The 25900-nt window shown below is 61.5% G+C and carries 19 protein-coding genes; 15 read left to right on the forward strand and 4 right to left on the reverse strand.

Translation table 11 applies throughout. The features are described 5' to 3' along the window. Nucleotides 1-2: 2 nt before the first annotated feature. Complete coding sequence (locus DMP11_RS08220; protein WP_123186013.1) at nt 3-809, reverse strand: hypothetical protein; 807 nt, start codon at nt 807-809, stop codon at nt 3-5. 215 nt (nt 810-1024) lie between these two features. Here DMP11_RS08220 and DMP11_RS08225 point away from each other — a divergent pair, with 215 nt between their 5' ends. Further along, nucleotides 1025-1216: a hypothetical protein gene (locus tag DMP11_RS08225; RefSeq protein WP_123186014.1), complete on the forward strand. Its 192-nt coding sequence runs from the start codon at nt 1025-1027 to the stop codon at nt 1214-1216. A 67-nt stretch (nt 1217-1283) separates the two neighbouring features. Here the strand turns inward: DMP11_RS08225 and DMP11_RS08230 are convergent, their stop codons facing one another. Beyond that, nucleotides 1284-3962 (reverse strand): serine/threonine-protein kinase, encoded by a 2679-nt coding sequence (locus DMP11_RS08230; protein WP_123186015.1) that lies wholly within the window; start codon nt 3960-3962, stop codon nt 1284-1286. 207 nt (nt 3963-4169) lie between these two features. On the opposite strand from DMP11_RS08230, the gene DMP11_RS08235 reads away from it, so the two are divergent. Then, on the forward strand, nt 4170-5075 hold the full coding sequence (locus tag DMP11_RS08235) for a pyridoxamine kinase (RefSeq protein ID WP_123186016.1): 906 nt from the start codon (nt 4170-4172) through the stop codon (nt 5073-5075). 228 nt (nt 5076-5303) lie between these two features. Here the strand turns inward: DMP11_RS08235 and DMP11_RS08240 are convergent, their stop codons facing one another. Then, nucleotides 5304-5507, reverse strand: a complete 204-nt coding sequence (locus tag DMP11_RS08240; RefSeq protein WP_123186017.1) for a DUF6724 family protein — start codon at nt 5505-5507, stop codon at nt 5304-5306. Nucleotides 5508-5655: 148 nt separating this feature from the next. Between DMP11_RS08240 and DMP11_RS08245 the strand changes: the two genes are divergently transcribed. The 7 genes from DMP11_RS08245 (at nt 5656) to DMP11_RS08275 (ending at nt 15781) form a co-directional block, all read left to right on the forward strand. Then, nucleotides 5656-8781 (forward strand): hybrid sensor histidine kinase/response regulator, encoded by a 3126-nt coding sequence (locus DMP11_RS08245; protein WP_148041121.1) that lies wholly within the window; start codon nt 5656-5658, stop codon nt 8779-8781. A gap of 126 nt (nt 8782-8907) precedes the next feature. Then, nucleotides 8908-10200, forward strand: a complete 1293-nt coding sequence (serS, locus tag DMP11_RS08250) for a serine--tRNA ligase (RefSeq protein WP_123186019.1) — start codon at nt 8908-8910, stop codon at nt 10198-10200. Nucleotides 10201-10260: 60 nt separating this feature from the next. Continuing rightward, on the forward strand, nt 10261-11937 hold the full coding sequence (locus DMP11_RS08255; RefSeq protein ID WP_148041122.1) for a prolipoprotein diacylglyceryl transferase: 1677 nt from the start codon (nt 10261-10263) through the stop codon (nt 11935-11937). Next, nucleotides 11891-12361, forward strand: a complete 471-nt coding sequence (locus tag DMP11_RS08260; protein WP_136845964.1) for a hypothetical protein — start codon at nt 11891-11893, stop codon at nt 12359-12361. The genes DMP11_RS08255 and DMP11_RS08260 overlap by 47 nt, the downstream gene beginning before the upstream one ends. Nucleotides 12362-12534: 173 nt before the next feature. Beyond that, nucleotides 12535-13131: a YtxH domain-containing protein gene (locus DMP11_RS08265; RefSeq protein WP_123186022.1), complete on the forward strand. Its 597-nt coding sequence runs from the start codon at nt 12535-12537 to the stop codon at nt 13129-13131. A 615-nt stretch (nt 13132-13746) separates the two neighbouring features. Further along, nucleotides 13747-14889 carry a PRC-barrel domain-containing protein gene (locus tag DMP11_RS08270; protein WP_214647085.1) on the forward strand — a complete coding sequence of 381 codons (1143 nt, stop codon included), beginning with the start codon at nt 13747-13749 and terminating at the stop codon, nt 14887-14889. Then, nucleotides 14882-15781 (forward strand): TVP38/TMEM64 family protein, encoded by a 900-nt coding sequence (locus tag DMP11_RS08275; RefSeq protein ID WP_214647084.1) that lies wholly within the window; start codon nt 14882-14884, stop codon nt 15779-15781. The genes DMP11_RS08270 and DMP11_RS08275 overlap by 8 nt, the downstream gene beginning before the upstream one ends. Nucleotides 15782-15864: 83 nt before the next feature. Here the strand turns inward: DMP11_RS08275 and DMP11_RS08280 are convergent, their stop codons facing one another. Continuing rightward, nucleotides 15865-17430: a response regulator transcription factor gene (locus DMP11_RS08280; protein WP_123186023.1), complete on the reverse strand. Its 1566-nt coding sequence runs from the start codon at nt 17428-17430 to the stop codon at nt 15865-15867. Between the two features lie 163 nt (nt 17431-17593). On the opposite strand from DMP11_RS08280, the gene DMP11_RS08285 reads away from it, so the two are divergent. From DMP11_RS08285 to DMP11_RS08310, 6 genes are all read left to right on the forward strand, one after another. Further along, on the forward strand, nt 17594-20644 hold the full coding sequence (locus DMP11_RS08285) for a molybdopterin-containing oxidoreductase family protein (protein WP_123186024.1): 3051 nt from the start codon (nt 17594-17596) through the stop codon (nt 20642-20644). Beyond that, nucleotides 20641-21258, forward strand: a complete 618-nt coding sequence (locus DMP11_RS08290) for a 4Fe-4S dicluster domain-containing protein (RefSeq protein WP_123186025.1) — start codon at nt 20641-20643, stop codon at nt 21256-21258. Before DMP11_RS08285 ends, DMP11_RS08290 begins: the two co-directional genes overlap by 4 nt. Before the next feature lie 522 nt (nt 21259-21780). Beyond that, on the forward strand, nt 21781-22761 hold the full coding sequence (gene nrfD / locus DMP11_RS08295; RefSeq protein WP_123186026.1) for an NrfD/PsrC family molybdoenzyme membrane anchor subunit: 981 nt from the start codon (nt 21781-21783) through the stop codon (nt 22759-22761). Between the two features lie 60 nt (nt 22762-22821). Further along, complete coding sequence (locus tag DMP11_RS08300) at nt 22822-23226, forward strand: GntR family transcriptional regulator (RefSeq protein ID WP_123186027.1); 405 nt, start codon at nt 22822-22824, stop codon at nt 23224-23226. After that, a complete protein-coding gene (locus DMP11_RS08305; RefSeq protein WP_123186028.1) occupies nt 23207-24199 on the forward strand; it encodes a slipin family protein in 993 nt (330 codons plus the stop codon). The genes DMP11_RS08300 and DMP11_RS08305 overlap by 20 nt, the downstream gene beginning before the upstream one ends. A 184-nt stretch (nt 24200-24383) precedes the next feature. Further along, nucleotides 24384-25691 carry an ATP-binding protein gene (locus DMP11_RS08310; RefSeq protein ID WP_123186029.1) on the forward strand — a complete coding sequence of 436 codons (1308 nt, stop codon included), beginning with the start codon at nt 24384-24386 and terminating at the stop codon, nt 25689-25691. The last annotated feature ends 209 nt before the right edge of the window (nt 25692-25900 follow it).

The following is a 25900-nucleotide window of genomic DNA, read 5'->3' on the forward strand; positions in this document are numbered from 1 at the left end:
CCCTACTCCTTTGTGTAGCTGAATTGCATGAAGCTGCCGTCGTCGAGGATAATCGTTAGGGTTAGCCAGTCGGTTCCGCCCTCGCTTTGGAGGTACGACAAGGAGGCTTGAGGCTCCGCCGAGCCATCCACGTAAGCGACGTAGCCGTACGTTTTTGTGGATTGCTCAAGCCGAAGGTCGTAGACGTCCTCATCGCCATCCATCGTGATTACCAGGCGGCCAGTGAGGTCATTATTTATGATCAAGCTGCTTGACATGCCAATGTCGGCCAGGGCCATAGGCTCGCCGTCGCCGTCGGAAAGCATGACATCATAGCCGGTCCATTTCCCGAGGTAGTTTTCTTGCTTGGCGTTGGAGTCCGTATGAGTGCGCGTAAAGCGCAGCACAACGTTTCCATCAATTCCCGCCTCGTCGCGAGCGGGCCCCTTTACGTCGTTCCAGTCGAGTGACAAGACTCCGTTTTTCAGACGAAACGGCATAGTGGTTCCATCAAGGGCATCCTTAATTGTGAGTGTATTCCCCTTAATGGAGTATTCGTCTGCGGTCACTTCGGAACCAACAAAGAAATAAGCCATCCCGTCTTCGCTCACGCTCAGGCCCATGGCGAACATCTCATCGTCTTCGCCATTAAAAGAAACGGTTTCGCCATCCACGTCCATCGAGGATATGACCCATGTGCCATAAAAGTCCTCAGGTTTCGCGGACTCCTGCGAGGCGGGCTTGCAGCCAAACGTCACAAGGGCAATGGCCAAGGAAATTGCCGCGACTGCAACGAGGGCAAGACGGGAAGAGTGGCGTGCCTTTTTCATTAGAGGCTCCTTTTAGTGCGGGGCACCGAATCAGCATTGTTGCTGTCAGGAGAATAGATTACCCCAAGCGAAAGAATTGCCCAATGGGGCGAGTGGGGCAGAGTTGGGAGCGCGTACGTTGTTCGAGCTGCGTTGTTTCCCGTTGACGTGTATGAGAGGTCCGAGTTGCTATCGGGGCCTTTCAAGGATGCGGTGAAGAGAGAGATGGTGAGGCTATGATGCTGCGGGAAAATGCGACTTGGGAAAACGGCGGCGAAACGAGTGATGCGGCGATGCGTGAGCGTGCTCGTTTGGGGCTGCGGGAGGCCGAGTTGGAGGAGCGGTCGGGCGCAGTTGCCATTTCGGGCGAAGAGTCCGACGCCCGCATCGCCGAGCTGCTTCAGGGCATGGGCATTGCTCGCTCGTGAGACTTGCCGTGCGACGAGTCCTCCCAGTGCGGCTTCCCGTCGGGCCGGCTACTGGTACGGCCTCCCGTTAGGCCAGGTCGTCTAGGTTGCGGAGGGCTTCCCAGTCGTCGATGTCGCGGCGGGCGCGGTCGGGCACTCCCAGCAGCGCCAGCACCACGGCGAAGGCGCCGGGCAGGATGCAACCGGCAAGCGAGAGCGGGTCGAAACCAGTGGACAGCTGCGCGCAGGCCCAGCCGGCCACCAGCAGCACTGCCGCGCCAGCGGCGCTTCCCAGCACGTCGAAGAAGCGGGTGCCCCGGGCGCAGAACAGGCCGAACAGCGCCGCTGCCCCCACCCAGGCCACGGCCATCAGCCAGGTTTCCGGCCGCTGCACCACGTTCAAAAACACCGACTGCATGTTGATGGAGAACACCGCATTGGCGGCGGCGTTCCACCCCAGCAGCGTACATGAGCCCAAGCAGGCCATCACCAGCGCGAACAGCGCGTTGTAGGCGGCGCACACCGCCGCGCGCCCCACCGACATCAGGGCGCCGGCCGTAAGAGGCGCCACCGCCCCCATGCCGATGGCCCCCGCGGCCGGTCCCAGCAGGGCGCACAGGGCCATGGCCTCGTCTTGGCTGCAGAATTTCACCCACCACAGCACCGTGAGGGCTCCGAAGCCCAGCGCTAGCAGAAACGCGCCGTTGGCGAAGAAGCTCACTGCCAAGAACAGCGGCGCCGCTAAAGCTCCGAAGTTGGGGCGGACTGCCGCCAACGCCGCGGCTGCCACCAAAAGCGGCCAGAACACAAAGGGGGCATCTACGGCCAGCCCCAGGCTGGAAAGCCCCAGCGCATGGAAGTTCACCATGGCCACGGCGGCGCACCCGCCGCAACAAAGCGCGCTCAAAATGCGCACCAGCAGCTGGGCGCCCCGCGGCCCCACGCGGTCTACCAGGGGAATCACCGGCCCTTGGGGCACCGTTTCTTCCTCAACCTCTTCCGGCTCTTCTTCGGCGGCCACGGCCTTTGCCAGCTGTTTTTTGCCCTTGCGGACGCTGCCTAGCTGCGGCAGCAGCGCCTGGGCGAATTCCTCCACCGTTTGATAGCGGTCGTCCGGATCGATGTCCAAACCGGCGAACACCACGTCGTCCAGCCCGTCGCCGGCCTCGTCCCACATCTGCGAGGGCACCGGCAGCTCCGAATCCTCGATGGCCGGCAGCGCGTCCTTCAAGTCGTCCACGATGAACTGGTTGGTACCGGTGAGCATCTCGTAGGTGAGGCTGGCCACCGCCCATTCGTCGGTGCGCATGTCCAGCGGCTGGCTGCGCAGCTGCTCCGGCGGCATGTAGCCGATGGTGCCGGCGGCGGCGTGGCCGTGGCCGGAGGCGTCCGCCAGTGTGGCCAGGCCGAAGTCGGTCACCTTCACCTGCCCCTGCTGGTCTATCAGCACGTTTTCCGGCTTGATGTCCAGGTGCAGCACATTATGGCGATGGGCCGTCTCCAGCGCGCCCGTTACCGCCGCCACAATGGCGGCCACCATGTCCAGCGTAATCTGGTCGCCCACCTTGTCCAGCAGTTGCGCCAGCGTCAGGCCGTCCACGAACTCCATAATTATGTAGGCGCGCCCCTCGCTTTCCTGGCAGTCGTACACCGTTACGATGTTGGGGTCGTTCAGGCTGGCGATCAGCCGTGCCTCCACAATGGCGGGGATGCTGTCGAAAGCCGAGGTGAGGGAATCGGCGTCGTCTTCGTCGTCCTCGTCGGTCGCATCGGCTGCGGCTGCGGGGGCGGAAGGCTCTGCGGAAGCGGAAGGGGTCGCGGCTTCCGGCATGACGGCGGTGCCGCTGCCCGGTTGGCTGGCGGCCGGCGCATCTGCGGCGGAAGCGGAGCCGTCGGCGGGGGCACCTTCGGCTGGCGCGGCGTGGGCGCCATGGGCCGGCGCGCTCGCCCCCTGCCCGGTCGCCGCCCCGATGATGGGAAGGCTGGCGGGCCCGTTGAAGGCAAGGGCCGGTTCGTCTTCCGGCTCGTCGTCGAATCCGTCATCGCCGGCGCCCGGGGCCGCATGGGCGCCGTGGCTGCTGCCGTCATCGCCCTCCGCGGTCGGCGAATCGCTGGCGCTCTCGAAATATTCATCGGGCCCCAGGTCTTCCTCTTCATCCCAGGGCACCGTGTTGTCCAGGTTGATGACGCCGCTCTTGCCGGCGTCGCTCAGGGCCGCGGCCTCGGCTGCGCCGTTCGCGCTTGCCGCCCCACTGGCCAGGTCGCTTGCCTGCGCGCCGCTTCCCTGGGCCGCCCGCTCTTCCTGCTCCAGCTCTTCCTCAAAGGCCTGGGCCAGTTCCTCGAAGTTCGGCTTTTTGCGAAGGCTGGCGCCGTTGCGGGCCGCCAGCCGCTCTTCTCGCGCCCGCAGAAATGAGGGGTCGGAAGGGAAGGCCGCCGTGGCCGGCTCTGGCCCATCGGCCCCGCCGCCCGCGCCCTGACCAGGGGCTGCGCCTTGGCTGCCGCCCGCCGCGTCCCCGTGCGCCGCCGCTCCGCCGCCCGCGCCTCCGGACGCCGAGCCCTCGCCCGCGCCCTCAAGCTCCGCCGCGATCTTCCCATCCAGCGCCGCCAGATGGAAGCCCGCCGCATCGCTTTCCGAAAGCTCGAACACCTTGATGGCCACCGGCCGGTTCAGGTGCGTGTCCAAGGCCTCGTAAACCGTGGCGAACCCTCCGGTTCCCACGGCTTTCACCACGCGGTATCTGTCCAGCAGCAGCTTTTGCTTTGCCACGGCGGCGCAACTCCTCGGCCTCGCATTTTTGTTGGCGCCTATTCTACTGCATCGGGGCGCCTCTTCGCCGCCTTCGCCGCCCGCAAGCTTCGCTGTCAGCAACTGGCCGGTTGCGATTGGGTGCTGGTGAAGCGCCAGCGGCAACTTTGTCCCGAAAGAGTGCTACCATCATGGCCGTTTGAAACCTCATCTTAAGGAGATGGCCCCATGCCCCAAATCACTTCCGCCCCTGCGGTTTCCCCCGCGCCTGAACTGTACCTGTACCAGCGCGAGGGCGCCTACATCCCCCGCATCGCCGCCGTTCACGACCTGTGCGGCTACGGCAAGTGCTCGCTGGGCGTGGCCATTCCGGTGCTGTCCGCCGCCGGCTGCGACGTGTGCCCGGTGCCCACCGGCCTGTTCAGCAGCCACACCGCCTTCCCCGGTTGGTACATGCACGACACCACCAGCATCCTCACGGAATACCTCAACGCCTGGAAGGGCATCGACGTGGACATCGACGCCATCTATTCCGGCTTCCTTGGCGCGCCCGAGCAGGTAGACATCATCCGCAGCCTGTACGAAACCTACCCCAACGCGCTGCGCATCGTAGACCCGGTGATGGCCGACCACGGCAAGGTGTACCCCACCTACACCCCCGAACTGTGCGAGGCCATGGCCCAGTTGGCCTGCGACGCCGACGTGCTTACCCCCAACCTCACCGAGGCCGCCATCATTCTGGGCGAAGAGTGGCAGGGCACCGATATTTCCGACGCCGAGGCCAACCGCATCATCCGCGCGCTCATCGGCCGCGGCGCCAAAACCGTGGTGCTGAAGGGCATCCAGCGGGAAGGCGAAACCCTCATCCGCAACTTCGTGGGCAGTGCTGAAAGCGAAACCGTGGAAGTGCACAACGAGTACCTTCCCTATATGCTGCACGGTACCGGTGACGTGTACGCCTCCTGCCTGCTGGCCGCCATCATGGCTGGTCGCTCCCTTAGCGAGGCGGTGGATTTCGCCGGCTCCTTCGTGCACGATGCCATGCTGGTATCCGCCGAGCAGCCGCATTTCCAGGAGCGCGGCGTGAGCTTCGAACCCCTGCTGGGGAAGGTGTGTGCTCTGCTGGAGGAGTAGCTCCGTCGGCGAGCAACGTGAGGGTTGCTGCTTAGGGCAGAGATAGAATCTCTGCCCTAAGAATTCCAGCCCGGAGGCGAGTGGGGCGGCGTTCGTTTTCTGCTGGAAACAAAAACGCCCGGGCCGAAAGGCTCGGGCGTTTCTCGTGCGGGGGGGGGTGGTGCGTCGGCCGAAGCTCCGTCGGGCGCGGCGGGGTCTGACGGCCTGGCCGCCGAGGCGCCGAACACGCTACTTCTGCTCTTCCTCTTCCTCGTCGTCATCGTCGAACAGCGACCAGTCGTCGGCCGTCTTCTCGTGGTTCTTGTACACCTTGCGAGTGCGGCGCTCCATGATTACGCAGGCAATCACGCTGATCACCAGCCCGGCGCCAATCAGCACGCCGATGCCGGCAAACGACTCGAAAAGAAAGTGGTAAAGCGCCTCGAAATCCATATATACATCCTCGTTACAGTGAATCTGGGGGTTCATTCGCCTGTGGCAAAATCACAATCGCCAATTTTACACGATTGGGATTTGAATACCAACGCGCCGTTCGCGGTTGCCCAAATCTCCACGATGGATAGAAAAGCGCAGGCAATTGATGGCCCCAGAGCGCCAAAACACAAGGCGGGAAGGAGTTCCCCATTCCAAAATAATCGTCGCCGTTGTGGTGGTGGCGGTTGCTGTTTTGGTGGGCGTCATGCTGTCGGTGGCCAGTTACCTGAACCGGTGGCTGCAAAGCACCGGCGAAGATGAGGCGCTGGCCTTCACCGAGCAAGCGGCGCAGTCGGTGGGGGAGCGGGCGCTGCTCATCCAGTCGGCAATCGGGGCCTTCGCCGTTGAGGACGACAGCCCATCTCGTATTCAGCCGGCGCTTTTGGCGCTGAAGAACTCGATGGGCTTCAGCGGCGTGGCTTTCGCCGGCGAAGACGGCAACGGCGTTACGGCCGAGGGCAAGCCGTTCAAGCCTTCCGATTTCCCCCAGGACATCTCCCTGAGCCAGGGGGAGATGGGCTATTCGGCGGCGTTTTTGAGCGCTAGTGGTCAGTATTCTCGCATTGCCCAAAAGCCGCTATTTTTGGATGGGCGGAAAATCGGCACACTGTACGTGGAGATACCCCTTTCGATGGTGGCTAGCGATTCCATCGGCTCATTCCGCCAGCACCTGGGGGCGTTTTTGTTCGATTCCGCCACGGGTGAAGTGCTGCTGGTTTCGTCGGAAATGGCCAACTTCCCCGTTGCTGGCACGTCCGCTTACCAGTTTGTGGGCGATTCCATGGATCGCTGGCAGCGCGGAGCCAGTGGCGCCCCGGCGCTGTTGGGGTCCGACCGCCTCACCTCCACAGTGGGGGAAGCGGAAAACCTGCTGCGGCGCGATCAGTCGGTGATCGTGGTGGGGCTGGTGGGCGACAGCGAATGCTACATCTGTCTGGCCCCCACCGGCCGCGGCTCCTGGTGCGTGGGCAACGTGCTGACGGTGGACTCGGTGCGGGCCGACGCCTCCATGGTTTCCGCAGCGCTGGACGTCGCCATGGGGTTTTCGGCGGTGTGCCTGGTCATCGCAATTGCGGTGGCGCTGCTGTTGTACTACCGCCAGCTGCGCGCCCAGCAGAGCGAGATGAAAGCACGGCTGTACAGCGCGTTTTCCGATCTCATGGAGTTCGGCGTTTCCCTCTATTCCCCTAGTGACGGCAGGCTGACCACCATCGTGGCGAAAAACAAGCGCATTTTCGGCCATACATTGGAAGAGCTGCTGGCAACGCCGGCGTTAGAGGAGCAGTTGAAGGTGTCGGTGCAGGGACGCGTGCTGCTGGAGCGCCTGCGGCGCGGCGCGGTGCGCGAAACCATGCGCGGACAGTTTTCGCTGGTGTCGACGCTGACAGGGCGTAAGCGCTTTGTGGATTACTCAGTGAAGCCGCTGCGCTACGAGGGTAAGGACCAAATTCTGGTGGTGCTGCGGGACGATACCGAAACGGTGACCATGGAGCTATCCATGAAGGAGGCCATGAGGTCCGCCGAGGCGGCCAATCAGGCAAAATCGGCATTCCTTTCCCAAATGAGCCATGAAATCCGCACCCCTATGAACGTGATTATCGGCAAGCTTCATCTGGCACGGCACCACGTGAACGACACGGCACGCATCGAGACCGATTTGGAGGATATCGAGCGGGCGTCGAATCACTTGTTGGAGCTGATCAACGAAGTGCTGGACATTTCGAAAATCGAAAGCGGCAAGGTGAACTTCATCGACGCCCCGCTCAGCTTGGGCGAGTTGGTGCGATCTATCGACGATTTAATCGAGCCCCAATGTGCCCACAAGCGGCAGCACTATTGCAGCCAGGCCTCTGAGGTGGGTGACGTTATGCTGATTGGTGACGAAACGCGGTTGCGGCAGCTGCTGGTGAACCTGCTGACGAACGCAGTGAAGTATACGCCAGAGGGTGGGAACGTGAGTTTCGCCGTGGAAATGCGACCCTCGCGGGTGGAGGGGTACCAGACGCTGGTGTTTACTGTGGCTGACAACGGCATTGGCATGAGCCACGAGTATCTGGGGCACTTGTACGAGCCCTTTGCCATGGAGGGGCGGTCGAGCGCCGAGGGCACGGGTTTGGGGCTTTCGATTGTGAAAAGCTTGGTGAACGCCATGGGCGGCAGCATCGAGGTGGAGTCGCAGCTGGGGCGCGGTACGAAGTTTACGGTGGTGCTGGACAAGCGGCTGGCTTGTGAAGTGCCTGACTGTGAGGCGTGGGCGGCCGTGCGGGCGGCGGCGCGCTACACCGGCGTGGGGAAGGCGCCGGCCGCGGCTGCGGCTGTGGGGGCGGGGGCGGCCGCCGTGGCGCCTGCGCCTGAAGGGGCGGCCGCGGCTGCAGGGGCGGAGGGCGCGAACGCGGCTGCGACAGTGACCGACCTGCGCCCCGTGCCCGGACTAGCGGGGTTATCCGGCCAAAAACCCTCCCAAGAAGCCTCTCAGCCCTCGATTTCTGCCCCCGTGCCCGGACTAGCGGGCTTGTCCGGGCAGGAACCTTCCCGCAGGGCCCCGGAACCTCCCGGTTCGCGCCCCGTGCCCGGACAAGCGGGGTTATCCGGCCAGAAATCGGATTCCGCAGGGGAAATGGCCGCGCGGGACGACGCTCTGCCCGGACTAGCGGGGTTATCCGGCCAAGAGCCCTCCCCGGGGGCCGCCGAGAGCCCCGTTTCCGCACCCGGGCCCGGACTAGCGGGCTTGTCCGGGCAGGGCGCCGGTTCGGAAAGCGATGCCTCAGACCGGTCTGGGAGCGCCACCGACGCGCAGCCGGTCGGCCCCGACCTAAGGGGAGTGCGCGTTCTTTTGGCGGAGGACAACGAGCTGAACGCCGAGATCGCCACGGAAATCTTCGAAGAGGAAGGCATGGAGGTGTACTGGGCCCATGATGGCCAGGAGGCGGTGGATATGTTCGAGTCCTCCGAGCCGCTGTACTACGATGCGGTGCTGATGGACGTGCGCATGCCCCGCATGAACGGCTACGAGGCCACCCGTGCCATCCGTGCTTCAGCTCATGCCGATGCTGCCAACATCCCCATTCTGGCCATGTCAGCCAATGCGTTTTCCAGTGACGTGGCGGAATCGCGGCGCGCCGGCATGAACAATCACCTTTCTAAGCCCATTAATGTTCCCCAGGTGATGGCGGCCCTGGCGGAGGCTCTCGCCGCCGCCGGCAAGCCCTTCCCGCGCTTGCCCGCCAGCTAAGGGCGTACACCTGCGGCGATACGGGCGCCGGGGAGGGGCAAATCCGTTTCTCTCGCGCCAGAACGGGTATACTGTTCGGTTACTACACTTATATAGGTTCTGTTCGTTGGCAAAAAAGGAGCCCCCATGCTGGACATCAAATTCGTGCGTGAAAACCAAGAGGCGGTGGCTGAGGCCATGCGCAACCGCAACGCGACGTGGGACGGCTCGGCCTTTGCCGAATTGGACGAAGAGCGCCGCCGCGCCATCCAGGAGGAAGAGGCGCTGCAGGCCGAGCGCAACGCGGCTTCGAAGGAAATCGGCCGCATGATGGGGCAGGGGCTGAAGGAAGATGCCGAAGCGGTGAAGGAGCGGGTGCGCGCCATCAACGACGAGCTGGCCGAGGTGAGCCGCCGCCGTGAAGTGGCCGACAACGCCCTGCGCGACATGCTGCTGGCCACCCCCAACATGCCCGACGCCGCCACCCCCGTGGGCAAAGACGAGAACGACAACCCGGAGGTGCGCCGCTGGGGCACCCCACGCGACTTTGCCGCCGAGGGCATCGAGGCCAAGGCCCACTGGGATCTGGGTCCCGAACTGGACATCATCGATTTCGAGCGCGGCGTGAAGTTGGCCGAAAGCCGCTTCTACGTGCTGGGGGGCCTGGGCGCCCGCCTGGAGCGCGCGCTCATCAACTTCATGCTGGACCAGCACACCAGCCGCGGCTACAAAGAGTGGTGGGTGCCCGCCATAGCCAACGCCACCACCCTCACTGGCACTGCCCAGCTGCCGAAGTTCGAGGAAGACCTGTTCAAAACCACCGGCGGCCTGTACCTCATCCCCACCGCCGAAGTGCAGCTGACCAACCTGCACGCCCAGGAAACCCTGGACGTCAGCCAGCTGCCGCTGAACTACACCGCCTTCACCCCCTGCTTCCGTGAGGAGGCCGGCAGCGCCGGGCGCGACACTCGCGGCATCATCCGCGTGCACCAGTTCTCCAAGGTGGAAATGGTGAAGTACGCCACCCCCGAAACCGGCTTCGATGAGCTGGAGAAGATGGTGGCCGACGCCGAGAACATCCTGCAGAAGCTGGAGCTGCCCTACCGCGTGATCAGCCTGTGCACCGGCGACATCGGGTTCTCATCTGCGAAAACCTACGACCTTGAGGTGTGGCTGCCCTGCTACAACGGCTATAAGGAGATTTCCTCTTGCAGCTGCTGCACCGATTTCCAGGCGCGCCGTGCGGGCATCCGCTACAAGGACCCCGAGAACTTCAAGGGCTCCCGTTACGTGTACACCCTGAACGGCTCGGGCTTGGCAGTGGGCCGCACCATGGCCGCCATTTTGGAGAATTACCAGCAGGCGGACGGCTCGGTGAAAGTGCCCGACGCGCTGGTGCCCTACATGGGCGGCGTGACCGTGATTGGCCCCGAGGCCTAAAGCAGGCAAACGGCGAAGAGGGCGCACGTTGGTTGCGCTGGGCTTCTGCTGAAGGCGAACATGGCTCCCACCAGGCGAAAGAAACCGAAGAGAGAACCGCAGCGTCCCTCTGTTGCAAAGAGGGGCCGCGCTGCTGCGCCCGCAGCCGAGCCCACTGCGGCGGCCCAAGGGGCCGCGGACGAGCAGGTGGCCACGGGCGCGCGGCAGAGTGCGGGCGCCCGCGGGGCTGGCGTTGTTCGGCGCGCTGCGGCTGGCGTGGGGCCGGCAAGCGGCACGCATACTCCGGCGGATGCTGCGGCGTATGAGGATTTTTCAGCTGTAGACCTGGCCGAAGGGGCCCTGTACAGCGGCTCGCCCCTTTCGGCCGAGGATTTTTCCCAACAGGAAGACCGCCTGGATGAGGGCGATTCGCCCCGGCTTGCTGCTGCGCGTAAACGGCGGGCAGCGGGCGCGGCCGCCGGGGCCCAGGCGCCCGATGGTGCTGGCGCTGCCGATGAGCTGCCGGGCGCCGGGCGCGGGGCCGAGGGCCGGTCGGGCGAAGGTTCGCGGCGGGCTCGCGCGGCCGATAGCCTGCTTCCCCAAAATGCGGTTTCTGCCGTAATGGGCGCCGGCGTTGTGGTGGAAAGCCTCGCGCGCCACGGCGGCGATGCGGCGGCAGATTCCCCCAGCGCCCTTGCCGACGATGGGGCCGACGCGGTGGAGGAGTCATCGCTTGAGACGGTGTCTTCCGCTGCCGGGCAGGACGTTTCTCGCGGTGGCGAGAAGGCGTCGGCCATTGCTGACGGCGAGGAAGCCTCAGGTAAGGGCAGTGGCCGCGGTCGCCGGGCAGCGAACGCATCGGGTGCTGCCGGTTCAGCGCCCGAAGGGGAAGGGGAGGCTGCCGCGTATGGCGATACCCCCGCCGCCGCGGGCCCGGCGGAGGTTTCCGACGAGGAGCGCGCCGTCTTCTATTCCGCCGTTCCCAAGCAGCGGGAGCAGGAGGCTGAGGGCAAAGGGCGCCCGAAGCGCAAGGGCAAGGTGGCTGTCGCCAAGGGCAAGGTAGCCGGCAATCTGCGCATTGCCGGGGCCGTGAACGCGGCGGGCCAGAAGGCCAAAGACGCTGCGCAGGCCGCCCGTGGCCGCAAGGTGTCGGTGGGACTGGTGGTGAAGATTGCGCTGGCGGCGGTGCTGGTGGCGGTGGTTGCCGTTGGAGTAAGCTCGATGATTGCCTTTAACCACGTGCGCGACAGCGGCAATGATGCTCAGGACATTCAGGGCACCTGGTACCTAAATGGCACCAACGTGGCTGTGCAGATTACGCCTGATGAAATTGTGCTCACTGGTGACGTGGCCTATGATTATCAGTTGGACGCCACCAACAAAACCATCCAGCTGGAATTTGGCAATTTGAAGGGCGGCGGCAGCTATCTATTTTCGCTGAACCGTCAGCAGCTGATGATTGTGGATGGGCAAGACCATGCCACCGAAACGCTGCTGGAGGATTTCTGGTGGACTATCCAGGCGCTGTTGGCCCAGGCCAGGGGAGAGGAGTACCCCTTGCCCACTATGGAGAACGCCACGTATCTGAATCGGGCGCCGGCTCCGGGCGGCGCGATGACCGATGCCACTGCCGATGCTTCGGGGAAGGGGCTGCTCTCCTCGGGCGCCGATGGCGACGCGGCCGGAAGCGGCGACGCAGACGGAAGCGGCGATGCAGCTGACAACGGCGATGCTCAAAATGCCGATGAAAACGGATAACCCGCCCTTCCTTTTTGTTGAGAAGGTGCAGTTTGGCGCTGGACGCATGACGGTGCTGGTGCGGATGGCCTCGCAAGCTGCGGAAACTACACCCCAGCAAGTGCGGCTGCTTCTGGAGCGCTATCCCGACCTGCCCCATCACGCCTGCGTAAACGACGAAGGCCCCACCTTCGCCGCCGTGATGGATCACACCAGCACGGCCCACCTGCTCGAGCACCTCATCATCAGCCAGCAGCTGCGCCTCTCGCCCGCTGCTCCAGCATTTTCCGCTTCAGCGCCTGTTCCCCTCTATTTTCGTGGGGCCACCACATGGGTGAGCCGCGCCGAGGGGCGCGCCCGCATCGAGGTGGACTTCGCCGATGACCTCATCGCCCTCGAAGCGCTTCACAACGCCCTGGCTGATCTGTCCTGCCTCGCACCGTAGGCATCGTGGCCTCCACCTCATTCTGAGTATGCGGTTTTTGTCGCATGCGGCGGTTCTTTTTCCGGAAATGCTCCGTACTCCCAACGTTTCGTAAACTTATTAAACCAGTGGGGCCAGTGCGGGGTCACTTGTCTATAATGGTGGGACGGTAATTTCGAAATTAGGAGGCAGCTATGGCCAACAAATTTACAGTTTTCGTTTTGGGCGGTCTGGCCGGCGCGATTGGCGCCCTGCTTTTAGCCCCCAGGAGAGGCGCGGAAACTCGCCAGATGGTAGCCGAGAAGGCTGGCGACGTGTTCAACGGCGCGCAGCAGTGGGGCAACGAGGCCGGCGCCCAGGCCCAGGAAGCTTTCAAGCAGGCTACCGAGAAGGGCCAGGAAGTGGTAGACGCCATTTCCGCCAAGACCCATGAGGTGGCTCAGGCTGCGGCAACCGGCGCCCAGAGCGCTGTGGATGCCGCCCAGGCCAAGGTGCAGGAGGCCGCCGCGGTGGTGCGCCCCGCCTTCACCGAGAAGAATGACGACCTGCGCGACAAGATCGAGGCCGCCCGTGCCCGCATCGCCGCTCAGGTGCAGAAGAACGCCGAGGAATCCGCCGCCGCTATGAGCGCCGAGATTCCCGCTGCGGCTGACAAGGCCGAAAGCGCTGTGGATGCCGCCGCCGATAAGGCCAGCGATGTGGCCGAGGCCGCTGCCGACAAGGCCGTTTCTGCCATCGACACCGCCGCCGACGCCGCCAAGCAGGCTGCCGATAACGTGGCCCACAGCTAAGCTGCAGGCTTCAAAAGCCGGTGCCCTGGCCCACATGCCGGGTGCTCGCTCGGCAAAGCCTGGCATCAGCTCGGCATCGCAGTGCATGGCGCCAGCACCGCAGGTTCCGCAAGTGCGAACCCCAAGGCCGCCCCTCGCTGGGCGGCCTTTTTCGTGCCGCCTCGCCTCTTTTGTGGCGGCGTTTTGTCACATCCTCGTTTTTTGTACATCGATTGTCACGAAAACGAGGATGTGGCAAAAAATCAGAGGAAAAATTGCCATATTCTTCTGTTTCTTGCAGTTTCTTCCAAAAAAACGAGGATGTGGCAAAAATAAGGCTCCAGAATTGCCACATCCTCGAAAACGTGACACGGGCCGTCAAAAAAACGAGGATATGGCAAACGCGAGGCCAGGAATTGCCACATCCTCGTTTTTGCGCCCGATTGCCACCGAGCTGGGTTGTTCGTCGCAGTGGGCCGGTCTGCTGTGGGCGCGCGGTGCCCGCTTCATTACAACCTGTTCAGGATTGTGGGGATTGGTTGCATCGTCCGTCATCATTTCTCCAAACGGATATGATTTTCATCCTGCCCGAAACGTCGCTGCGTGGGGGCCGAGCAATTCGCAAAGGGGAATCACATGGATGAGACAAACGCCATCGTTCCGGTGGACGGCGAGGTCAGCTACGTGGCCGAAGTGACCGCCGAGGGAGTGCCCATCTTCGACAGCAAAGAGCTGCAGGGGCTGCGTGTGGTGATGCCCAAGGCTTCCAAGAAAGACCCCGACGCCACCAAGCGCGTGGGGAAGCTGCGCAATTTCGTGTTCCATCCCAAGGGCAAGCGGCTGGTAGGTTTTCTGGTGAAGCGCCCGGACGTGGCGCTGATGTTCCATCGCAAAGACCTGTTTGTAGGCGTGAATGGCTTTGACATCGTGGACGGCCGCATCATGGTGCGCGACGCCGACGACGCCACCGACAAGGGGGCGTGCAAGGCGCTGGGGGTTGACCTGGACGAATGCGTGTTGTGGATTGGGCTGCCGGTGATGTGCGACGACGGCACCGAGTTTGGCCTGGTGGGAAGCGTGGAGTTCAACAGCCGAACCGGCGAGGTGCTTACCCTTGTGGTGGACGGCGGCATGACCGCCAACGCGCTGCTGGGCACGCGTCGCATTCCCGCCAGCGAGATCAAGGGCTTCCGTTTCGGTATGGGCGCCGCTTTGAACCAGTATGAGGTGGATGAGGAAGAGGACATCATCCGCGGCGCTATTTTGGTGAACGACTCGGTGAAGCAGCTGGAAACCGAAGGCGGCGTGGCCGATGCCGCCGGTGCCGCTGCCGCCGTGGTGGCCGATCGCGCCCAAGCAGTGTGGGACTCCGCTAAGCCGATGATGAGCGAGGCGGCCCACGCGGCAGGGGAGGTCGCCACCAAGGGCGCTTACGCCACGGGCAAGCAAATCAAGAAGGCCAGCGGCATGTTCGGCGCCTTTAAGGACGAGTACGAGAAGGCCGCCGCCCCCGACGCAGCTCCGCTTCCCGCGCAGGAAGAAGTGGAGTACGTGTACATGGACGAGGACGGCAACGAAGTGGAGTACGTGGACGAAGACGGCAACCCGGTGCACCCGGACGGCACTCCCATCGAGCAGCCGAAGCCGCGGCCCGCTGCCAAGAAGGCCGCAAAAAGCACCTCGGGCAGCGCTGGGCGCGCGGTGGGGGCGCATTTGAAGAAGGCCGGTGGCATGTTCAGCGCTTTCAAGGAAGAATACGATAAGGCCCGCCATGAGTAATTCCGAACAGCAAAAGCCCGTGACCGGGGAAAACCAGGACGCGCCCGCCAGCAGCGGCGCCGCGCCCGCCAACTCCGGCGAAGGCACAACGGCCCCCCAGGGCGCCGGCGCCAAGCCCGCCAACCACTCGCTGCGCAACGCGCATCCGGTGGAAAAGGTGAAAGAGAAGGCCCACGGCACCTCGGTGGTGCACGGCCATCAGATGAGCACCGCCGACATTTTCAAGCTGTGCGGTCTGGTGGCATTCTTCGTGCTGATGGGTGTTATCGTGTGGCTGGTGTGGCCCTACATTGGCATGCTGTTCGAGCCCGACGGCCTGGAAAAAGCGCTGGACGAAGTGCGCGGCAACGGCTTTGTGGGCGTGCTGATGCTGCTGGGGCTGCAGTTCCTGCAAATTGTGGTGGCCTTCATCCCCGGCGAAGCGGTGCAAGTGGCCGCCGGCGCCCTGTATGGCCCTTGGTTGGGAGCGCTGCTGGTGCTGGTGGGTTGTGTGTTCTCTAGCGCATTCGTGTTTATGCTGGTCAGCAAGTTGGGCGCGCCGTTCGTGCACGCCATGGTGCCGGCAAAGTACATCGACAAGCTGAGCGCCTTCGAGCAATCCAGCAAATTCGACACCATCGTGTTCATCCTGTTCCTTATCCCTGGCATGCCCAAAGACGTGTTCACTTACATCGTGCCACTGACGAAAATGCCGCTGGGCAAGTTTTTGGTCATCACCAACGTGGGGCGCATCCCCGGCGTCATCCTGTCCACCTATGCGGCATCGGGCCTGGTAAACGGCCAGATCATAGAGTCGATTGTCATCTTCGCCATCGCGGCGGCCGTGGCCATTCTCGCCATCGTGTTCTCCGAGAAAATCATGAACCGCCTGGGAGACAAACTGGGCAAGTAGCCCCTCATGAGACAAAGGGACGCCCCTAACGTCTCGCTTCGCTGGTGGAGGGGCCTATGCGTGGAGGAATTCGCGGACGCTCATCAGTCTTCCTTCGGGCTGCTCCAATTCTCAATAAGCAATAGCAGTTCAGTGCGCTTGCCTACATTGGTTTTGCGATAGATGTTCTTCAGGTGGGTCTTCACGGTGCTCGGCTCGATGAACATGGCTCGACCGATGTAATCTGGCGCGCGCCCCAGCATGAGATAGGGCAGTAGTTCGCGTTCTCGCTTCGTGAGTTTGTAGTAATCGGCTACCGCATTGATACGGAGGGCCATCTCTTGGGGGATCATGTCGACATCGTTTTTTATCGCCGCTTCCTCGGCGGCGCGGGCGCGTTCTTCGGACTGCTTTTTCTCCGAGAGCAACCACGTGGCCACTTGTTGGGTAACTAGCACTCCCAGAACAAGCACTGTCGGGAAGAAAAGCATTTCTTCGGTACTTCCAGCCAGGCGGCCGATGCCGGCGGTGCAATAGAAGGCCGAGGTGCCCAGTTCTAGGCAGCTCATGCCGATGCAGAACATACGCATGCGTTGCAAAGACCCTTCTTGGGCATCGGCGATAACCCATATGAGAAAAAATACCATGCGCTGCACAGCGAAGAGGGGAATGGCAAAAACGATTAGCAAATAATCAGACGCGAAAGTGCTGAGATAGAGCACGGCAATAACCAAAGGGGGCAGCAACATGGAATAGGAGGCCACGCGTTCGATGGTGAGAAACTTTCGGGCTTTGCTCACGAAGAATGCGCCCGCCATGATGCCCAGACCCGGCGCCATTTGAAGCGCGATGGTGACGAAGGGGCTGGAAGACTGAGGGTTGAGCCACTTCATATGTAGTGCGGAAAAGATAAAGGTGTATGCTGCGATGCTTGCTAGAAGGGAGATGGTATGGCCGGAAAGAAACGGGCGGTAGGCGTCTCCCGGTTCGATTGCGCCCGCCTTCGAATGGCGCGCTGGGCAGCTAGAGACACCGGGGTAGGCGGCATCGTGGGCGAAGGGACGCTGGCGGCCGGTGGCCTCGTATAAGCACAGACAGCTAAATGCGGGGCACAGCAGTAGCAGTACCAGCGCAGCCTGGGGCGAGAGCAGCCCCAGCGCGATGCGCAAAACGCCGAAAGTGAATGAAGCGGTAACGAATACCGTCACAGTGACGGTTCTACCCTGGGGAAGGACAAGCTCGGCATACGCGACAAGGAAAAGAGTGTTGGCCACCCCCAGCAACATCTTCCCTATGGTGATGGTTTCGGCGGTCACCGGCAGGCCGAAAGACGAGATGTAAAGCACGCTTAGCCCCACTGATGCCATGAGCGCCAGAAATATAAGGCGCGGCGCGTGAGAGATGAAAATCCCTTGCGCGGAAAGACAGGTGGCCACCCCTTTGCTCGACTGCAACCGCCGGTGATAAATCAGCGTCAGCACCAAAAGGGGGGCAAGACGGGACACGCCCATGAGCACGGAATCGAACAGCGAATCCTGGTTAGGGAAGGCAATGGCGGTGTAGCGATCGGTGGAGCGGAATACAAAGCAGAGGGCTAAGCCCAATGAGGCCAAAAGCAAGCCCTCGTCTATGCGCGGCCGCGCAGCGCCTCCGTTGTTCGTCTCTCGCATGGCCCCTCCTTCGCAATTTCCCCCGGAAATAAGTATAGGAAAACGACTCAAATCAAAACTACCTCTATTTGGGGTATTTTCCGGGCGACCGCCTTTTCTAGGCTGAAAAGCATCCTAGGGCCAAGGGAGGCTCTGGGGATAGACAAGAGAGTTAGGAGGAGGAATGGCACAGCTAAACCTTACCCGCCGCTCGTTTTTGAAGGCGGCGGCAGCCACAGGAGCTGCTATTGGTCTCACATCGGCTGCCCCATTGACGGCGCTGGCGGAAGACGAGGGGAAGAAGACGGCACCCGAGGACATTCAGGTGATTCGTACTGCCTGTCGCGGCTGCGGCAAGTACGAGTGCGGAGTGTTCGTTACCGTGCGCAATGGCGTGGCGGTGAAGATTGAAGGTGACCCTACGTACCCTGGATCGCTAGGCAACTGCTGCGCGAAGTCGCAGGCATCCCTTCAGGCCTGTTACCACCCCGATCGGCTGTACTATCCCATGAAGCGCACCACTCCCAAGGGCGAGGATCCTGGCTGGGTGCGCATCAGCTGGGATGAGGCCTATGAGTTGGGCGTCGGGAAGATGGACGAGTTGAAAGAAAAGTACGGAGGGGCTTCGATGGCGTTCTTTGGCGGCACGAGCCGTATCTACGCCATGTCGGGCATGTCGGCTATGGCCTATCTGTACGATTCTCCCAACATCGTGTCGCCAGCCCAGGTGTGCAAGGGCCCTCGCGGATACGTTACTGGTCAAACCGCTGGTCAAGATCTTTACTTCGTGGAAAACGTCTGGCGCCCAAAAACTTTTGTGCAATGGGGTAGCGGCATTGAGGTTTCAAACTACGACGATGCGGGACGCACGGCAGTGGACAATGCAGCTCGTTCGGAAACCTACATCAACGTTGATGCCCGCATGAGCAATTTGGCAAAGGAGGCAGATTACTATCTGGGCGTTCGCCCTGGCACCGATGGTGCGCTGGTAATGGCCTGGCTTAAGCTGGCTATGGAGAACAATCTGTACCAGGACAACTTTGTTCGTCGCTGGACTGACTGCTCGTTCTTGGTTTGTGAAGAAGTGGAGCCCAGCGGCTGGGAAGAAACTTACGACAACGTGGGCTTGGTGGGCATTGTAAAGGCCAAGCGCAACGTGAAGACCATTCTGCTCAAAGAGTCGGACCTGCGTGAAGACGGCGACCCGAAGAAGTTTGTGGTTTGGGACGAGGCCAACAATCGCTTTACCTACCTGCACGCAGGCACCGGCTGCTGGGAAGGGGAGACCTTTAAGCCGAAGTTCCACGATTGGGACTATGTAACGGCTGCCAATCTGCAGGATAAATATGATTGGGAGCCGGCTCAGGGGAAGATGGTCAGCAACCCGCGCGAGGGAATAACCGACATGTTCCTGCCCGACCAGAGCCCCATGCCCACCGTGGAGGGTTGTGAGGCGCCCACCAAGCCGGCCTTGTGGACCGAGGGCGTAGAGGTGGTTTTGAAAGACGGCCGCACCGTTACCTGTCGTACTGTTTGGGAGCATCTCTACGACAACTGCAAGGAGTTCACGCCCGAACGCGCCGAGGAAATTACTGGAGTGAAGGCCGATCTAATCAAGGCGGCAGGTCTGGAGTATTGCCAGTTGAACGAAGATGGCTATGGCGACAGTGCCATTAATTATGCCGTAACTCACGAACACACCGGCAACGCCATGAAGCTCATCCACACCTTCGACGCCTTCGATGCCATCATGGGTCGCACTGATACCCCTGGTGGTCATCGCGGATCCACCCGAACTGCCTCGGTGTTTGAAAACCAGCACACGCTGTTGGTGGGACAGTTTTTGCGCGTGGGGACCAAGAACCGCGTCAGCGACCCGGAACAGGCGGCGCGCAAAATCGGTACCGGCAAGTTCCCCCTGTACCCTAACGCCGATGCCACCGCCGTGTATCAGGCTATGCGAACCGGAGACCCGTACCCCATCAAGGGCGGCCTTACGCAAGCGGGCGGCATGCTCAACCAAACCAACCTCCATCTCACGTGGGAAGGCGTGAAGAACCTGGACTTCTACACCAACTGGAACTTGTGGCACGATCCTATTTCCGACTTGGCGGACCTTATTTTGCCCGAGGCTCATTGGCTGGAGGTGGAATGCGGACGATGCGCTCAGGGTTCCGGCGGCTATTATGGCGCCCATATCAAGTGCGTTGAAATGCCTGGCGATGTAAAGTGGGGCATCGACATTGTGGGAGAGTGGTACAAGAAAAACGGCTTGAAGTTTTGGGAGGACCGCGAAGACGGTGGCGATCCGTGGGAGATGGGCGACTTTCTGCGCTCGAAAGCCATCGCTTCAACGGGGATGGATTGGCAGCAGTTCCGTACCAAGTTCCTGGAGGAGGGTTGGTTTGACGCTCGGCGCTATAACCCGGAGGGCTTTGGCACCTGCCGCCGCTATGAAACGGGATGGATGGTTATGCCTTTCCAAGGGCGCCCTGGATTCCGCACCAATACATCGCGCTATGAAATCTGGAGCACTGGCTTTGAAAATGCTATGCGCAAGCAGATAAACCAGCTTACCGGCGAGCCGTTCGGTGAGTCCTTCGCGCTGCCTTATTACGTGGAGAACAAGTCGTCGCCGGCCAGTGATGCTTTCCGCAAGCAGCAGATGAGCAACCCTGACAACCCTAATCGCGAGCTATATGCCGATTACACTCCCGAGAACTATCCCTTCATTCTGTCCACCGGTCGCCGCATTCCGGTGTACTTCCACAGCGAACACCGCCAGCTGCCCTGGTGCCGCGAGGTGTGGCCGGTGCCGCGTCTGGAGGTGAACCCGGCCGATGCCGAGAAGCTGGGGTTGAGCCAGGGCGACTGGGCCTGGATCGAAACGCCTTTCAGCAAGATACGCCAATGCGTGGACATCAACGCCAGCGTAGGTGAAGGTCGCATGAACGCCGAGCACAGCTGGTGGTTCCCTGAGTTGAAACGGGTAGGCAAGGGTTTTGATTTGTCGGGCTGCAATTGTCTTGTGGATGCGTGGGCTCAATGCGAGGCCGAGGGCGCACCGCAGCTGCGTGGCTATCTGGTAAACGTTTACAAAGCTACTCCCGAGAACAGCCCGTTTGGCAATCCGGTTCCGTGTGATGACGACGGAACCCCCATCATCACCGATGCCTCTGACCCGCGCTTGAAGGAGTGGGCGCAATTGATTACGGAAGGAAGGGACCAGCTATGACGCAATACGGAATTGTTACTGACCTCAATCGTTGTGTGGGCTGTATGGCCTGCAATACCGCTTGCAAGACCGTAAACGCAGTTCCTATCGGCAGCTTTTGGAACAAGGTGCTGCGTGTGGGGCCCAATCCCAAGTACGAAGGGGCGAAGTTTCCCGATGTAGAGTGGTACTACCTGCCAGTGCAGTGCCAGCATTGCGCCAACCCGGCATGCGTGAACGTGTGTCCTACCGAGGCAAGCCACAAATTGGATGATGGCACCGTGCAGGTGGACAAGGAGAAGTGCATCGGTTGCCAATTTTGCGCCATGGCTTGCCCATATAACGTTCGCTATCTGAACGAGGAAGAGCGGGTTGTGGAGAAGTGCACCCTTTGTGAGCAGCAAACGGCCCAAGGTGCGCTTCCGCAGTGCGTCAGCCAGTGCGTGGGGCTGGCGAAGTGGTTCGGCGATTTGGATCAGGCGGATTGGTCCGATTTCCGTGGCGGTGGCAACTTCTTGTTCGGCGACGCTGTTAGGGATTATGCCGAAAGCGATGTACACCATCTGCCCGATGTGGGCAACAGTCCTAGTTTTGCGTACATCCTGCGCAATAAGGCCTGGCAGGGTGAAGGTTGAGATTAAGGCCAAGGAAAAGTTGTAGAGGCGCGTAACGTTTTCGCCCCCGCTATCAAAGTTGCCGAAGTGAGCGTTGTGCACGTTTTGGCGGCTTTGGTACGCCGGGGGCGCGTTTGCGCTTGGGCTGCTGAACAGGAACGGCTGTGAACTGGAGAAACGTAAAAGCAACAAAGCTTGATTTCTCTGCGAAGGGGCTTGTGTTACCAAAGTCCCTAAAATGGGGCGGATTTCGTTACCAAAGTTGTAAAAACGCGTAAGCCGCCGATCGATTATTCGACTTTGGTAAGGCGCAGGTGCGGGAATCATGGCGGGCGCGGGCGCAGTGGTGGCCGATCGGCGCGGCGTGCGTGGGGCCGCGCGGGTCGGCTCGTCAGGGGGTGCAGGGCGTTGTTGGCAAGGCGGCACTTGTGTTTGGCAGGGCTCCTCGCTACCATGGAACGCAACTTGTCCTAGGCTAAGTTGAAAAGGCGTCCCTGGGACGGCGCATGGCGAAGGCGGCAGACGGAGAGGGGGAGGTGCGGCGTGATTGGCGAACTTGCCACCTGGTACCTGTTCCTGGCCGGCGCCGGCGCCGGTGCGCTGCTGGTGACCGCCGTATTGGAAGCTCTTACTCCCTTTGAAGTGCGCTGTTGCGAAGCGGTGGGGCCTGCAGACGCCGCAGTGCGCAACGGCTTCGCGCGAATCGCCTCCCGCGTTGCCATGCCGGCGGCACCCCGCGCCCCCTTCCCGCAGTTCTTCGGCCCCGCATACGGTGTGGGGCTCATTGCCGTGGTGGTGGGTGCCCTGTGCCTGCTGGCCGACCTGGGCCGCCCCGACCGCCTACTGCGGCTGCTGTTCGCCCCCACCCTATCGTTCATCTCGGTAGGGGTGTGGCTGCTGATGGCTCTCGGCCTGTGCGCGGGCCTGCTGTGCGCCATCTGGTGCTACGGCGCCAGTCACCTGCCCCGCGGCCTGGTGGCAGCGGCCCGCACCGGCTGCGCTCTCTGCGCCGTGGCGGTGATGACCTACACCGGCCTTCTGCTGGCCAGCATGCAAGCGGTCCCCTTCTGGCACAGCGCGTGGCTGCCACTGCTGTTCATCGCGTCCGACATCTCCACCGGCATCGGCCTGGTGGTGGCCGCTGTGGTGCTGTGCGGCGACGGCCCCTTCCGCACCACCCTGCTGCGCATCAAGCAGTGGGACGCGCTGGCCATCGCCATCGAGGCGGCCTGCCTCATTCTTTTGCTGCTATCTGCGTATTTCCAGGGTACTACGGCGCGCGAGTCTGCCACAATGTTGCTCAGTGGAAGCGTTGCCCCGCAATTTTGGATCATGGTGGTGGCTACGGGCCTGGTGTTCCCGTTTCTGGCCGAACGCCTCGGGCGCCTTGGCAGCCAGCGCATGATGCTCTCGGTGTCAGCGGCTCTGCTCATCAGCTGCTTTTTCCTGCGCTGGTGTGTTGTGCAAGTGGGAATGGCCCCCGACGTGGCGGCAGCCGTGATGGTTGCGCTGGGGGCGGGCTAGATGGCGGCCGCGGCGGCAGCGCGGCGCCGCACGAGTGGTGCGAAGGAGGTGCCGGCGCGCATGGCGCTGTTCGAGCTGGATGCGAAAAGCGATCTGCCCCCGTGGCTGCAGCTGCGCAATCGCCTGGCCTACCTCATCACGTCCGGTTACTTCAAGCCGGGCGAAAAGCTGCCCACCGTGCGCGGCCTGGCCGCCGAGGTGTCGATGAACTTCAACACGGTGAACAAGGCCTACATCAGCCTTACCGACGAGGGGTTCATCGAATCGAAGCCCGGCAAGGGCACCATCGTGCGCAACATCAGCGAGAAGGAAAGCCAGAAGTTGGAATCGGTGGACGTGCTGATTGAAGATTGCGTGGACGCCTGCCTGGCCATGGGCCTGGATTTCGACGAAGTGAGCAAGCGCATCAAGAAGAAGATACACGAGATGGAAAGGCAGCGGCAAGATGGCGAGAGGCATTCGTAACAACCATGGCGTAGCTGCGGCGGCAACCCCGGCAGCGGCCCCCGCCGGCCGATGGGGCCGCGGCGTAGTGGTGGACTCCCAGGTGCTTGAAACCGACCGCACCGCATCGCGGGCCGGCGCCCTCATCTTCTCCACGGCGCTGTTCGTGGTGCTGTTCGGGCTGGTGCAGGCAGTGGGGCTGGCGCTGGCGGGGCAGCTCACCTTCGCCAGCATTTTGGTGGGCCTGGCGCTGGGCTGGCTGGGGGTTTCCGGCATTCACATCGCCCAGCAGTGGGAGCGCATCGTGGTGCTGCGGCTGGGCAAGCTGAACCGCGTTTCCGGCCCGGGGCTGGTGTTCACCGTGCCCATCATCGAGCACTGCGCCCTGTACGTGGACATGCGCACCCGCTCCATCCCGTTCGGCGCAAAGGAAACCCTCACGGCCGACCTGGTGCCGCTGGACATCGACGCGGTGCTGTACTGGATGGTGTGGGACGCCGAAAAGGCCTGCATGGAAATCAACAACTACAGCCTGGCGGTGCAGCTGGCGGCTCAAACCGCGCTGCGCGATGCCATCGGGCGCTCCACCGTTGCCAGCATCACTATTCGCCGCAATCAGCTGGACCAAGAGCTTACCAAGGTATTGGACCAGAAGGTGTCGGAATGGGGTATCACGGTGCTGTCGGTGGAGATTCGCGACATCATTGTGCCGGAAGGGCTGCAGGAGTCCATGAGCCTGGAGGCGCAGGCGGAGCAGCGGAAGAAGGCGCGCATCATTTTGATGGAGGCGGAGCAGACCATCGCCGAGATGGCGGCCGAGATTGGCGATGCTTACGAGGGGAACGAGAACGCGCTGGACGTGCGCCGGATGCACCTCATGTACGAGAGCGTGCGCGACACCGGCGGCACGGTGGTGCTGCCCAGCGCCTTCGCCGACGGCTTCACCCCCGACGGCGGCGATGTGGCCGACGTGGTGAAGGCCGCCGCGAAGTAGCCGGTGGGCGCTGCAGAGACTTGTGTGCCAAAGGTGACTGATTCCTTGTCGCCTGAGGTTTGCAAAATACGCAAAACACGACATTTTTCGGTTTGCAAAATACCAAAACCATCCCTATTTCTGGTTTGCAAAGTACATAAAATCGTGGTATTAATGGTTTGCAAAGTCAGGAAAAGGACCAATTATGCTCAAAAGAAAAGCTGAAAAATCCCTGATGGAATGGAAGAAAGACCATCACAAAGAAGCCCTTTTAGTGATGGGGGCTCGCCAGGTGGGAAAGACCTTCCTGATAGAGAGCTTCATCGAGGACAATTACCGGCATGTTGTGAAGTTCGACCTTGTTGACCAGGCCGATGTGAAAAGAGCTTTTGACGCTGCAACTTCTTCCGACGATTTGTTCTTGGCAATTTCCGCATTTGCAGGCGCGGGGTTGGTACCGGGCAGCACCGTGGTTTTCATCGACGAGATCCAAGAGTGCAAAGAGGCTCTTACGCTGATTAAATACTTTGCTCAAAGAACGGAGTACGACTTCATTTTGTCCGGATCGCTTCTTGGAGTGGAGCTTAAGGATCTGCGATCTGCCCCCGTGGGCTACTTGACGATTGTCGAGATGTTTCCGCTCGACTTTGAGGAATTCTGCTGGGCGAATGGCGTGGGCAATGAGGCTTGGCAGGAAATGCTGGCGGCGTTTCGTGAGAAACGGCCGGTGCAGGCCGCCGTTCATGAGCGGCTGCTCAAGCTGTTCCATCTCTATCTGCTTATAGGTGGGATGCCGCGCCCGGTGGACGCATTCCTTCGCAGCACCAATGTGGCAGTTGCCCAGCAGCGCCAGATGGACATTCTAGACTTGTATCGGTTCGACATAGCAAAGTACGCCAACGTCGATAAAAAACTGATGATTCGAGAAATCTACGACGAAATGCCGTCGCAGCTGGATTCGCAGAGCAAGCGGTTTAACTTCTCGACACTGGCTCCGCGCGGCACCTACGAGCGTTACAAGGAAGACTTTGTATGGCTGGTGGATGCAGGGGTCGCGATTCCTGTTCGAAATGTAAAGGAGCCGAAAAGGCCGCTGCGGCTGTCGGAGGACCGGAGTTTTTTCAAGCTGTTCATGAATGATGTGGGGCTTTTGTCAAGGGCGTTTGGGCTTGAGACGGCGCGCAGCATGGTATCCAATGAATTCAATATGAATTATGGGGCCATATACGAGAACGCGGTGGCGGAGGAGCTGCGTTCCCACGGGTTTAGCGGATTTTTCTTCCGGAACCGAAAAGTAGGGGAGGTTGATTTCCTCATTCAGCTCCATGATGCCGTTTTACCCATTGAGGTTAAGTCGGGGAAAAGCTACAAGCGTCACAATGCGCTGCGCAACCTGCTTGACACTACCAATTACGGGATTTCCGAAGCGATTGTGTTATGTGAGGACAATTTGTCGGTTGATGGGGCCATTGCCTATTGCCCGGTTTATATGGTGGCGGCCCTGAAAAGATAGCACCCGATGTGCGCAGGGGCCGAACCTGAAGAGCTGTTGAGTGGCGGCGTTTGCAGTGTTGGTGGTGGGGCGTAAGCTTCAGCTATCCTCAAAATAAAATAATACGGGGAAAATTTATCCTAGGATAAGTCTTGAATGTCCTAGGATAAGTTGATATGGTGGCTCCATCAAGATTGGCCAATCTGATAGCAATGCAGGGGGAAGGCGAG

The organism is Parvibacter caecicola, assembly GCF_003725335.1.
In the GTDB taxonomy this organism is placed as follows: domain Bacteria; phylum Actinomycetota; class Coriobacteriia; order Coriobacteriales; family Eggerthellaceae; genus Parvibacter; species Parvibacter caecicola.

Coding starts and splice junctions, on each gene's coding strand:
- DMP11_RS08220 (WP_123186013.1), bottom strand. CDS start 809: ATGAAAAAGGCACGCCACTCTTCCCGTCTTGCCCTCGTTGCAGTCGCG.
- DMP11_RS08225 (WP_123186014.1), top strand. CDS start 1,025: ATGATGCTGCGGGAAAATGCGACTTGGGAAAACGGCGGCGAAACGAGT.
- DMP11_RS08235 (WP_123186016.1), top strand. CDS start 4,170: ATGCCCCAAATCACTTCCGCCCCTGCGGTTTCCCCCGCGCCTGAACTG.
- DMP11_RS08240 (WP_123186017.1), bottom strand. CDS start 5,507: ATGGATTTCGAGGCGCTTTACCACTTTCTTTTCGAGTCGTTTGCCGGC.
- DMP11_RS08245 (WP_148041121.1), top strand. CDS start 5,656: ATGGCCCCAGAGCGCCAAAACACAAGGCGGGAAGGAGTTCCCCATTCC.
- serS (WP_123186019.1), top strand. CDS start 8,908: ATGCTGGACATCAAATTCGTGCGTGAAAACCAAGAGGCGGTGGCTGAG.
- DMP11_RS08255 (WP_148041122.1), top strand. CDS start 10,261: ATGGCTCCCACCAGGCGAAAGAAACCGAAGAGAGAACCGCAGCGTCCC.
- DMP11_RS08260 (WP_136845964.1), top strand. CDS start 11,891: ATGCAGCTGACAACGGCGATGCTCAAAATGCCGATGAAAACGGATAAC.
- DMP11_RS08265 (WP_123186022.1), top strand. CDS start 12,535: ATGGCCAACAAATTTACAGTTTTCGTTTTGGGCGGTCTGGCCGGCGCG.
- DMP11_RS08270 (WP_214647085.1), top strand. CDS start 13,747: ATGGATGAGACAAACGCCATCGTTCCGGTGGACGGCGAGGTCAGCTAC.
- DMP11_RS08275 (WP_214647084.1), top strand. CDS start 14,882: ATGAGTAATTCCGAACAGCAAAAGCCCGTGACCGGGGAAAACCAGGAC.
- DMP11_RS08280 (WP_123186023.1), bottom strand. CDS start 17,430: ATGCGAGAGACGAACAACGGAGGCGCTGCGCGGCCGCGCATAGACGAG.
- DMP11_RS08285 (WP_123186024.1), top strand. CDS start 17,594: ATGGCACAGCTAAACCTTACCCGCCGCTCGTTTTTGAAGGCGGCGGCA.
- DMP11_RS08290 (WP_123186025.1), top strand. CDS start 20,641: ATGACGCAATACGGAATTGTTACTGACCTCAATCGTTGTGTGGGCTGT.
- DMP11_RS08300 (WP_123186027.1), top strand. CDS start 22,822: ATGGCGCTGTTCGAGCTGGATGCGAAAAGCGATCTGCCCCCGTGGCTG.
- DMP11_RS08305 (WP_123186028.1), top strand. CDS start 23,207: ATGGCGAGAGGCATTCGTAACAACCATGGCGTAGCTGCGGCGGCAACC.
- DMP11_RS08310 (WP_123186029.1), top strand. CDS start 24,384: ATGCTCAAAAGAAAAGCTGAAAAATCCCTGATGGAATGGAAGAAAGAC.